At 45.5% G+C, this 11918-nt stretch carries 8 protein-coding genes; 3 read left to right on the top strand and 5 right to left on the bottom strand.

Going from position 1 to position 11918, the window contains the following annotated elements:
* Positions 1-391 precede the first annotated feature (391 nt).
* Positions 392-1045, bottom strand: coding sequence for a pentapeptide repeat-containing protein (locus tag V2H45_RS08300; RefSeq protein ID WP_330483164.1), 654 nt, complete (start codon positions 1043-1045; stop codon positions 392-394).
* A gap of 200 nt (positions 1046-1245) precedes the next feature.
* Positions 1246-2616, bottom strand: coding sequence for a 16S rRNA (cytosine(967)-C(5))-methyltransferase (locus V2H45_RS08295; protein WP_330483163.1), 1371 nt, complete (start codon positions 2614-2616; stop codon positions 1246-1248).
* A 297-nt stretch (positions 2617-2913) separates the two neighbouring features.
* Here V2H45_RS08295 and mraY point away from each other — a divergent pair, with 297 nt between their 5' ends.
* The gene (mraY, locus tag V2H45_RS08290; protein ID WP_330483162.1) at positions 2914-4014 is read left to right on the top strand and encodes a phospho-N-acetylmuramoyl-pentapeptide-transferase; all 1101 of its coding nucleotides are present in this window, start codon (positions 2914-2916) and stop codon (positions 4012-4014) included.
* Between the two features lie 75 nt (positions 4015-4089).
* Here mraY and V2H45_RS08285 read toward each other — a convergent pair whose 3' ends face one another.
* Both V2H45_RS08285 and V2H45_RS08280 read right to left on the bottom strand, forming a co-directional pair.
* Complete coding sequence (locus V2H45_RS08285) at positions 4090-4617, bottom strand: pentapeptide repeat-containing protein (protein WP_330483161.1); 528 nt, start codon at positions 4615-4617, stop codon at positions 4090-4092.
* A 161-nt stretch (positions 4618-4778) separates the two neighbouring features.
* Positions 4779-5000 carry a hypothetical protein gene (locus V2H45_RS08280; protein WP_330483165.1) on the bottom strand — a complete coding sequence of 74 codons (222 nt, stop codon included), beginning with the start codon at positions 4998-5000 and terminating at the stop codon, positions 4779-4781.
* On the opposite strand from V2H45_RS08280, the gene V2H45_RS08275 reads away from it, so the two are divergent.
* Complete coding sequence (locus V2H45_RS08275) at positions 4908-6410, top strand: serine/threonine-protein kinase (protein ID WP_330483160.1); 1503 nt, start codon at positions 4908-4910, stop codon at positions 6408-6410. The two genes, V2H45_RS08280 and V2H45_RS08275, sit on opposite strands and share 93 nt — an antisense overlap.
* Before the next feature lie 114 nt (positions 6411-6524).
* Positions 6525-7601, top strand: coding sequence for a tRNA 2-thiouridine(34) synthase MnmA (gene mnmA / locus V2H45_RS08270; RefSeq protein ID WP_330483159.1), 1077 nt, complete (start codon positions 6525-6527; stop codon positions 7599-7601).
* A 100-nt stretch (positions 7602-7701) separates the two neighbouring features.
* On the opposite strand, the gene V2H45_RS08265 is transcribed toward mnmA, so the two are convergent.
* The gene (locus tag V2H45_RS08265) at positions 7702-11868 is read right to left on the bottom strand and encodes a hybrid sensor histidine kinase/response regulator (protein WP_330483158.1); all 4167 of its coding nucleotides are present in this window, start codon (positions 11866-11868) and stop codon (positions 7702-7704) included.
* Positions 11869-11918: the final 50 nt, after the last annotated feature.

Below are 11918 nucleotides of genomic sequence, written 5' to 3'. Positions count from 1 at the left end.
ACATCTCGCCTTCTAACTGTTTTGTTATTATCTATTATTTCCAAACAAGTCTATTTATCAGTATGTTTTTTCACGACGTGCCGCCTAACCATGCGTTGCAGCGAACTCAGCATAGGCGTCGTGGAGTCAATCAAAGCAGTCCAACTTGTTGGAACCGAAGAGTTTGATCCCCCTGCCCTATCGCATCTCCCTTACAAAAGGGAAGTAAATTCTCCCCGCTTTTGCAAGGGAGGCTGGGGGGATCCTTGGGATGTATAGCGTTTCGGGTTCTCTTATCCCGAACTGACGTTATTTAAAGAATTTCAAAACCCTAGCCCTCTGGTTTATATAAATACAAAAAAAGCTTGGTTAATGAGAATAAACCAAGCTTTTTAAATTACGAATGAATTAACTATTTAGGAATGATGCAGCCTTGCATGGAGGTTGAACCATCGGGCATGGTGGCGCGGCAGAGGTTGGTTTGGCTTAGATCGACTCCACTCAAATCGGCTTCAGTCAAGTCAGCCCGATAGAGGTCAGCACCTTTGAGGTTGGCACCTCTAAGGTCAGCTCGATATAAACTGGCATAACGCAAAGAAGCATTTCTCAAGTCAGCCCCATTTAACTTGGCTCCAACTAACTCAATATCGATGAGATTGGCATCTTTCAGATTTGCATCCGTCAAGTCAGCATTCTTCCAACGGCTGTTGCGAGCATTAGTCCCAGCAAGATTGGTTCTGATCAAATCCCCATTAATTAGAAAAGAATGTCTTAGATCGGAACTACTCAGATCGGCACTTCTAAAGTCGCCGTAGTAGATGGTGCTAAAAGATAGGTTGATACCAGTCAAGATGCTGCGTCTAAAATCAGCGCCATCAATCACAGCACCTCTGAGATTAGCACCGCTAGCATTGATGCCGCTCAGTTCGCAACGCTGGCATTCACGGCTTTCTAAAAATACCTTGAGGTGTTCGGCACTTTGGGCTTTTGCCTGCGTTGGAACGATCGCACTGATGGCTGTACCAGTGGCTAGAAAAAGCGCAGCAGTCAGAATTCTTAGCTTCATAGGATTCACCTGTTAGCGAGGTTTACTTTTTTATGCGGAGGAAAAAATCTATGGGGGAACTTACTTATTAATTAGTTCGATCGATACAACGACGTTACCCAAACTATTTATATTGTTACCACATTATGTTTACAAGTTGATACAAGCAAAGACAACAACTTATAAGTGTGTTTTAGCAGTTAAAAGGCGAATCCACAATTTTATAAATGCTGAAGTTTTGCCATAAAAAAACCATCCATATTTTGCTGATGGGGCAAGACTCTGATCCAGTTCTCTGGGGTCAGAAAATTGGTTAAGGGACTAGGTGGTTGAGGAGTCGCGAGCTGCCAGTCGGGATGGGTGGATAAAAATTGACCAATTACAGCCTCATTTTCAGCAGGATGTAGCGTGCAGGTGCAATAGACCAAGACACCACCCCATTTTACCCATTGTGCCGTCTGTTCGAGAATTTCTATCTGTAGCTGTGCCAACTTGTAGGGCTCCTCGGCGGTTTGTCGCCAGCGGGCATCGGCATGGCGGTGTAATGTCCCCAATCCCGAACAGGGAACATCTAACAAAACCCGATCGGCGCGATCGCAAAACTGGGGAAATTCCCGACTATCTCCCACCAAAGTTTCAATACTTTTAAGCTGGAGCCGATCGCAATTTTCCTTTAGACGCTTGAGCCGATTTGCAGAACGGTCTAGGGCATAGATCTTGCCGCGATCGCCCATGAGTTCGGCAAGGTGCGTGGTTTTCCCCCCTGGGGCAGCACAGGCATCAATCACGACATCATCGGGCTGAGGATCGAGCAAAAGGGCAGCTAATTGGGCGCTGGCATCCTGTACAGTCCACCACCCTTCCTTAAATCCTGGCAACTGTGAGATCTCTCCCGAGCCCTGTTCTAGTCGAACAGCATTGGGAATATTAACCAGCGCAGTGGCAGCAATCCCCGCATCGGCAAAAGCAGTCAAAACCATGTCAGTATTTGCGACCAGACAATTAACCCGCAGATCGATATGAGGAGACTGATTGAACCAGTCGCATAGCTGTTCGGTTTCAATTGCCCCAAATTCCTCTAGCCACAGGGAAATCAGCCAATCTGGGAAACTATATTTACTACCGAGATCGGGAAGATTTTGCCATAGGGACTGTTCGGCTTGGGCGATCGCCACAGCACGTAAAACCCCATTCACAAAACCTGCTAATCCCGCTAATTTGTTGTGTTTTGCCAAGTCCACACTGGTATTCACAGCAGCCGATGCGGGGACTTGCGCTAAGAAACAAATCTGATAAATTCCAATCTGCAAGATCGATCGCAGATCGGGATTGAGTTTGGCATTAGGTTTGCGGGTAAATTGCAAAATTATCGAATCAAGTGTGCGTTGGCGACGGGTAATGCCATAAACTAGTTCTGTGGTTAAACGGCGATCGCTGGCAGAAACCTGATGCGTTTCCTTGTCAGTCGATGGTTGTAATACCTGATTCAGTGCAACATCAGCATATACGCCTCGTCTTTGAATTAGACGCAGGGCGGTAAGGGTAAGCTGACGGGCGTTAAGGCTTTGAATGTTAGCGGCTCCAGTAGCCATGATGTTTAATTTTCTGTGATGGTTGAAGCTTCTTTGGTTTCGATCGTTACTCCTTTAGGTGGAGATACTCAAAAATTCTGAGAAACAGTTTTTTTTATGTAGACAAACCCTAGGAGTTTCTGATATTAAGGTCATATATTCTGGGCAATCTTAGATCGTCTTAAAAGGTAAGCTTTGCGGCTTGGTAGAGTACTCAGAGTATCGTACTCGTAGTATAGTACTGGCGCTTGGCACGCTTAGAAGGTTCAGATTGTGGTGTGCATCTGTCTAAATTTGACGTGAAGTTGGTGTGAGGAAATGGTTGATACAGGATTGCGGATAAGAAAGCGCAGGCTTCCTTCAGGTCAGAATGTTTCTTTAAGTTTGGCACTGAGCATCATCTTGCTTGTTTTAGGTATAGACATTTCCTTAAATGTGAATCTGACCTACAGTTTGCTGATTCCTCTGTTTGTTTGTGTTTTGGGTGTAATTGCACTCGGTAGTGTAGCCGTTCCTATCTTACGTCAGTTAAAGACAGGACAAATTGTGCGAGAGGATGGGCCTCAAGCACACCTAAAAAAAGCAGGCACACCAACCATGGGCGGGATTTTTATCATGCCGGTGGGGATCGTTGCTGCCCTAGTTTTTTCTGGTTTTGAGCCGCGAGTCGCGGCTTGTTGTGTTCTCACCCTAGCATTCGGATTAGTTGGGTGGTTAGATGACTGGCAAATCCTTCGCCGCCATTCTAATAAAGGGATTTCTCCAAAAACTAAGCTGGCTTTACAGGCGATCTGCGCGATCGCTTTTTGTACTTGGATGGGTTTGACCCAAGATTGGCAATCGTTTAGCACAATCAACCTACCCCTGCATTTGGTTTTACCCCTTGGTATTCTCTTTTGCCCTCTGGCACTCTTTGTGATCATGGGCACGACTAACGCGACAAACTTAACCGATGGTCTGGATGGTTTAGCGGGTGGTACAGGTGCGATCGCACTCCTCGGTATGGCAATGTTACTTTTCCCCGAGCAACCTCAACTCGCTATCTTTAGTGCTTGCATGAGCGGCAGTTATTTGGGCTTTCTGTGGTTTAACCGCAATCCCGCCAATGTGTTTATGGGGGATACGGGTTCGCTAGCTTTGGGTGGGGCACTTGCAGCCGTGGCTTTACTCGGCAATATGTTATGGGGCTTGCTGATCGTCGGTGCAATTTTTGTCTGGGAATCCATCTCTGTGATTGCCCAAGTTTCTTATTTCAAGGCAACCAAACGCTCAACAGGTGTGGGTCAGCGTCTATTCAAAATGGCTCCTTTTCACCACCATCTAGAGTTAAGTGGCTGGCATGAAATCCATGTCGTCAGAGCTTTTTATATCGTTGGTGTCATGCTAGTTGTCCTTGCCTTGATGCTGAAATTTCTCTAGATCGTCACTACCATAGCAATCCTTAAAAGCAGGGGCAATTTATATTGCCCCTGCTTTTAAGGATTGCACGTTTGTTTAATCGCATCCTAGCGATTCACGGGTACTCACCCCCGTCTTAGAATTGACGCCCTTAGCCTTAGTACACAACCACTTAATCTGAGCGCCATCAAGAATAGCCTCGCTAAAATCAGCCCCCGTAATATTGACGAAATCGAAGGTACTGCGTAACAAAATCGTATCGACCAAAATGGCATCGCTCAGATCGGCTTTGGCAAAATCAGTTTGATCGAGCATCCCGCCTGTAAAATCTGCCCCATGCAAGTTGGCATTGCGTAAAATCGAAGCACTAAAGATAGCTCCTCGCACATCAGCATTGGCAAAGTTAGCACTTTCCATATTGGCATTGGCGAAACCAGAGCCCGCCAGTTCTTGCCCTGAAAAGTCTCGCCCCTTTAATGCCCCATGACTAAACGATAGGGGTTTTGCCCATGCCGAGGCTTGCCATTGGGGGATCAGTTGCGAGAACGATAAAATAGCGATCGCTAAAAATATTGGCAAGAAAATTGTCCAGAGCGAAATTTGGCGAGGGTATAAGCGATTCATGCTATAAAACGTTTAAATTCAAGATCGTAAAATTGATTGCTAAGTCCTGCGATCGCCTGTATCTTTCCATCAGGTCGTTAGTAAACTCAGGGATCGGAGCTTTCCGTATCCTAGCATCGCCCTAGAATTAGCTGCGGACTACAGGTATTTCTTCGGTTTTCTCAAGTTAAGGTGCGCGATAATTTGGCAATCGGCGATCGAGGTTCCGTGTTTATGCCGATCGCAGATAACAAACTGCTGCCCAAAGCCCCTGTATAATCGTGATCTCTATAACTATCTTCGGATAAACAGTGGATATCTACTGCACTCGCCCCAATTGCCCAAAGCCAGTCAATGCATGTCCAGACTTGGATACGGGTGGCACGATTAAAACCATTAGTCAAAAATTTTGTGTGACTTGTGGGATGCCGCTGTTTTTAGCAGGTCGCTATCTCACTGAAAAGCCTCTTGCCAGAGGAGGATTTGGGGCAGCCTATATAGCGCGCGATCGCTACACCCCCGCCATGAGACGCTGCGTGGTCAAGCAACTGATGCCACTAGGGTTAACTGGGCAGCAACTGGAAATTGCCAAGCAAATGTTCGATCGCGAAGGAGAAGTCCTCGAACGTTTGGGTACGCATCCCCAAATTCCAGACTTACTAGCATTTTTTGAAGTCCAAGCTGGCAAGGACAATTTCTTTTATCTCGTCCAAGAATTTATTGACGGCTTTACGCTCGAGCAATTAGTCGAACAGCATGGTGCGATCGCTGAAGCCGATGTTGTAGAAATTATGAGCAGTTTGCTGCCTGTTTTACAGTTTGTTCACGATCATGGTTCGATTCATCGCGACATTAAGCCGTCGAATATTATGATTCGCAAAGCCGATCAAACCTATTTTCTCCTAGACTTTGGTGCAGTTAAGCAGGTAACGGCTGCTGCCGCAGGGCAAAAATCTACAGGGATTTTCACGCCGGGGTATGGCGCACCCGAGCAGATGCGCGGCGATAAAGTCTTTCCTTCTAGCGATCTCTATGCTTTTGCCGTTACTTGTCTGTATTTGCTAACGGGTAAGGAACCTGACGATCTTTTTGATGTAAATACAAATAAATGGAACTGGCACAGCGCGATCGCGGTTAATCCCGATTTGGTCAGATTACTAGATCGGATGCTAGAAACTGCGCCAAATATGCGCTTTGAATCTGCCAAAGATGTTTTAGATGCACTCAAGCAAATCTATGCCCCCACATCTCAAACGCTTACTCAACCCTCCCAAACTTCTATTTCTGCCCCTTCGCAGGTTCCTGTTTCCGCTCCTCCTGCGGTGGTTACACCTCCTCCCGCACCTGCCTCGCGTCGGGTTGCTTCTGCTTCTCCGCCGCCTGTGCAAGCCGCGCGTCAAGTTCCAGCAAGTCCCTCTGCCACCCCTTGGTTGCTGTCAGCTCCTTTAGGAAACCAGTTGTTTGCTGCATTCTTGATTGGGTTTGAGGGGATGCTTTTAGGACTAGTAGCGTATTATGTGGGCTTTGCCCAAATTGGGATGCAGCCAAGTCTATTAATTTTAGGGGGGGTGGTGCTTTCAATTCTCTGGTTGCGCATCAGTCAAATTTTAGATAATAAAGACCTCCTGATTTTTGTGAATGTGGGAACCATTTTGGCTGTGGTTGGTTTGCAGCTTTTTGCTAAGTTACCTCAGTTGCAAAGTCTTCCTAGCTTGGAAAACATGGCACTGATGAGCGCGATCGCAGGCTTTGCCACGGTTACCTGTATGGCACTCTTTCGGCTGATCTTTCAGCTTCTCTATTCATTTCTGTAGGCTTATTCTGACTATATTCGAGGTGATTCCGATCTAATCAATCCATGCAATTGCTAGAGTAGTTACAATAGGGTTCGCACTCAACGTAGTGGCACAATCTCTGGACTTAAAGATATGGCGAAAAAAGTAGTCGTTGGCTTATCGGGTGGTGTCGATAGCTCTGTTGCAGCAGCATTACTGCATCAGCAGGGTTATGACGTAACTGGCTTAACACTGTGGTTAATGCGAGGCAAAGGTCAATGCTGCTCGGATGGCATGGTTGATGCTGCTAAAATTTGCGAACAGCTAAACATTCCCCATGAGATTGTTGATAGCCGCGATGTATTTGAGCAAAACATCATTAACTATCTGGTGACAGGCTATGCCGCAGGCAGTACGCCTCTGCCCTGCTCGCGCTGCAACAAAGCCGTAAAATTTACCCCTATGCTGCAATATGCAAAGGAGCAGTTGGGCATTGAGACGATTGCGACTGGACATTATGCCCGTATAAAGTTCGATTCGGATACGGGACGTTATCAGCTATATCGTGCTGTCGATCGCGCCAAAGATCAGTCTTACTTTTTATACGAAGTGCCACAAACCGATCTCGGTCATTGCGTGTTTCCGTTGGGCGAACTCACCAAAGCTGAGACGCGCCAGATTGCCGCAGAGTTTGGTCTTACGACTGCCGAAAAACCTGAAAGTCAAGATTTATGCCTGATCGAGGCCCATGGCTCGATGCGAGAATTTCTCGACCAATATATCTATCAGCGCAAAGGCAATATTGTCGATACCCAAGGCAATATTTTGGGCGAACACGAAGGCACACACCATTACACCATTGGTCAGCGCAAGGGGTTGGGCGTGGCAGCAGCACATCCCCTATATGTTGTGGCAATTGATGCAGGTAAAAATGAGGTGATTGTTGGCGATCGCGCAGAAACCGAGGCGCAGGAATGTACGATTAATCAGATCAACTGGGTATCTCTTGCCCCTGCAACCAGTCCAATTCGGGCAGAAGTCCAGATTCGTTATCGTACTCCCCCAGCCTTGGCAACAATTGTTCCATTGGATAGCGACTCTCAAGGGGATGCGAACCGCCGTGCCCGCATTGTCTTTGATGAACCGCAGTTTAGCATCACTCCCGGTCAGGCGGCAGTGTTCTATTCTGGCGAACTATTGTTGGGTGGTGGTTTAATCGAGCCACTTTAAGCAGAAACTCGCGTAGGGAGGAGGACAATGTCCCCCTCCTCTTTTCTAAGAGAATCTAAGAGAATCTAAGAGAAATTGTGGCGGGAGGGTGCGATCGCTTTTAAGACTTCATGCCTAACTGTTGCTTAACGGCTTGGACTAAATCGTTCTCTTGATAGGGGGCACAGATGCAAGCTGCTGCCCCAAGACTTAGCGCATGTTGTTGCTGGGTTTCATCACTATTTGAGGTTAGGAAAATTACGGGCAAGTGACTTAAAGCTTCATTAGCCTTGAGTTTGGATAGCAATCCATAACCATCCATGTGAGGCATTTCGATATCAGACACGATCGCATTGACGCGAATCCCACTACGAATTTTTAATAGAGCATCATCGCCATCCTTTGCCTGCTCTGTTTTAAAACCTGCTTTTTCCAAAGCCTGCACTAAACTATGTCGAGTATTACTCGAATCATCAACAATTAACACAACATCATCAGAATCTGAAGAACTACCGATTGAAGACTTCGCAGTTCTCTTGGGAGATTTAGCCTGAGGTGAATAGACCATAGAAGCCCCTCCTAAGGGATTGGCTCTTAGCCACTGAAGCGAAATTTCCGCAGGGGACAACAGCACGACAGGCTGACCATTCCCTAAAACCAGACATCCAGAGAAAGCATCGGGTAGTGAGATATCCCCTTCGATCTCATGTAAGCGTGCGTCTTGTTCTCCCCAACAAGCATCCACAGGGATTGCCATCAACTCTCGCTCGTGCTGCAAAATCAGCATTGAAGGGGTAGCATTCGCAGGTTTATGGTTCTGTTGTTTGGCGTTCAAATGGCAATTAAGCTTAAGGCGATCGCTCAACCGTACAATAGGAACTTCCCGATCTTGCCAAACAAATACACTACTTTCTTCCTCTTTAGACAAAATTTCATCGGAGGTAAAGGGAATAATTGCTTGAACTTCATTGCAGGGTATCGCCAAGAACATCTGGTCAACTTCGACCAATACGATCTTGACTATGGGGGATTTTCGCGGAAGGCCAATCGTAAATTTTGTGCCTTCTCCTGATTTTGAAGCCACAGAAATATCTGCCCCGATTTGATGGAGATTGGTACGCACCACATCCATCCCTATGCCCCTTCCCGATAGAGGGCTAACTTTATTTGCCGTACTAAAACCAGGCTCAAATATAAAAGAGATCAACTTTGCATCACTAACTTGGGTAAGTGAAGATGAGTCAAGCCCTTCTTCAAAAGCGGTTTGCTGCACTTTGACTCGAATTTTTTCGAGGTCAATTCCACCACCATCATCACGAACCGTAATCAGAACTCTTCCTGCGGTTTGGACTGCAGCCATCTCAATGTTGCCATGTTCTTGCTTGCCACGTGCTTTACGAGTGGGAGCATCTTCAATACCATGATCGAAGGCGTTACGAAGTAAATGCTGCAACGGATCGACCAAAGCATCGGCGATCGCACGTTCAATCAACGTATCGCCTCCCTTGATCTTGAGTTCCACTTGCTTGCCATACTGCAAGGATAAATTACGCAGTATCTTTGGGAATCGACTTACTAAATCTGAGAAGGGCATCACCTTGGCATAGTTGATACTAGTAACCAACTGGCTAAATTCATGCCCAACACTGGCTGATTCCTGCTCTGCTTCCAATAGGGTCAAGTTAATTCCTTGAGTAACTTCCTCCAGTTGGCTAATTGCCTCTGTCACGGATTGCGCTAGGGATAGCAGATGGTTGGAGCGATCGGGGGTCAGGGTTGTTTGGCGATCGAGCTGTTTTATCGTAGCAAAGGCTCTATTTCCATTGGATTGGTCTGACCATTTGTCGCTAGATTCGTTACTTGATTCGTTCTGTAGATTTTCTTGGGTTTTGAAGTCAAAGTGATTAAAGGTTTGGGTATAGGTTGTATAAAAATCGTCTTGTGAGTCATCCAAATTGCGTATATGGCGCTGTAGTTGGCGAGATAGCTCCTTAAGGCGATCTAATTGCATATCTAGATTGCTTTTACTGATCACAAGTCCTTCAGCCAGTCTAGAAAGGTTGTCCAAGTGGCTTAGAGGCAAGCTTACCCTCAGGGCTTTCTGATGACTTGCTCCCTCATAGGAGATTAGATCGGTGATATTTTCAAAGTCATCATCTCGCTCTAAATTTACAACCTCAGACCGCTCAAAACCTACCTCAACTGTTGGAGCGATCGCTATATTATTCTCTGGTGCTACTTCCAATCCTTCGATCGTTCGATCGGGTAGCATTTGAACTGGTTCCCCATCGTGTTTTGCCTGATAAATTTCGGAACTAGAAAGATTATCTTCAAGAAAGGATTGAGGATTGCTCGCAATGTTCGCAGATTCGATTACAGGCTCAGAAAGAGGTAGAGATGCATCAGAGACCCAATCCATCAAAGAGTTGCCGCTATCACTAAGATGGTCAGAACTCCCAAGCATTCGATCCAGCCCCTGCCAAAAGGCATCATCCATCTCTATTAACTCAGAATCGAGTAAATTAGATGTCTCAGATGGTTCAGTATTATTCCCCAGCATTGGCGCTGCATCAGAAAGTGCCGGTTGCGTGGGATTTACGATATCCCCATGGGAAGCTTCAGGCTTGATTAAAGGGATGGTTGTAAAGGGCGTTTCTGAAGTTATCTCAGGTTGTGCTTTGGCATCTGTTGAGACGACATGGGTAAAGATTTCTGATATTTCTACTTCATTATCGAGAAACATCTCTTGATAATGAGCGATTTGCCCTACATCGATTAAATCATCACTAGCTATATCTTTTTCGTGGATTACTACGTTGCGATCGCTAGGGTCTTCTTCAGTTTTTACAGTTTCTATAGCTAAAAAAGGTGCAGATATATTCTCCTCAATCAGGCTCTCAGAGAGGCGATCTTCAATGAAAGGAGTTTCCGACAACATCTCGGTCGATGGAAATATTTCACCCCTAGCATAAAAGATTTCACAGTCTTGGTCAGAATTGGTTTCTACAGCGTTTAGAAGATCACTTTCTGTTTGCTCGTCATCGAAAATTTCTGTTTGGGTGGATACAATTTCTATTGGCTCAACTCCATTAGAAGATGCCTGCATATAGTCTATAAGTACAGTCCGATCTTCAAAGAAGGGCTCAGGAATATCTTGATCCAATAAAGAAGCACGGTCGGAATTTAAGTCAGTATTTAAGTCAGTCTGGGTTGTCCCATTAAACAGGCTCTCTGAATCTGTCATTTGCGCTAGATTGAAGGGACTATTTTCTTCTTCCACCCATAGTTCTACTTGGTTCATATCCTCTTCTGATATAAACTCCACTGGCGAAGCCAACAAAATCATCGTCTCCTCTTCATCTTCAGCTTCCATCTCCCTGAGACTTGATAAGGGGGATGTCATGCTAACCGTTGCTTCAATAGAAGTTTGCGTATCAGTGGGCTCAAGCCATGCCGTTAAATTGATTTCAGAACCTTCTTCGATTTCTCGTTCGATTTGAGGTTGGTGATTAATCCCTAAGTTTGCTAGTTCTGTTTCTATACTACTGGGAATAGATTCTGAGTTACCAGAGAGTACTAAAGCCTGCGATCGTCGCCATACTGATAAAGCCACTTGAGAAAGTCTCGTAATAGAATATTTGCCTGCACATATATATAGGGATATAGATTCGCATAGTTGGACAAAATTCTCTAGATCTAGCATTTTCCCAATAGCTGCTAGATCTGTACTTACCGTTAATAGCTCTTCATCTAAGCGATAAAGGGTTGATGATGAGTCAAGCAAGGCTTCTAGATTTTCTAAGTGGCTCTCGACTTCGGTTTCAAAAATTAATGCTGCCAAATCGACAACTTCTTCAACCATCTCCGTAGTCTTTTCTTCAGAATCTCTATGTAGTTTCTGAAAAAGTTGATCGAATACCAAATCGATATGCTCAGCCATCCAAGCTCGATCTACTGACTCCCCTTGACGATTAAGCGCGACAATTTGCAGTAATTGCTCGATACCCTGTAAAAACAGCCCATGGATTTCTTGAGTTATCTCAGACTTAATGTTTTCGAGTAACTTGAGGGCATCTTCAATACGATGAGCTGCACTACTCAAACTATCCAGTTGCATCATGGATGCTCCTCCTTTTAGAGAGTGAGCCGATCGCAGCATACTGTCAATTTTCTCTTTGAAATCTAGAGACTTTGGGTCTAGCCCTACCAGATAATCTTCAATTTCAAACAGATGTTCTTGTGCTTCCTTAAGCAACATCTGTCTCGCTTCAACTTCAGCATTATTCATAGGAAATTACCTTTCGCACTTAGGAGTGTTTTTAATCAGGGACTTCAGCA

The organism is Tumidithrix elongata BACA0141, assembly GCF_036349135.1.
Lineage (GTDB): Bacteria > Cyanobacteriota > Cyanobacteriia > Pseudanabaenales > Pseudanabaenaceae > Tumidithrix > Tumidithrix elongata.
Note: the sequence above shows the minus strand (reverse complement) of the source record. Positions and strands in the feature narration are given on the sequence as shown.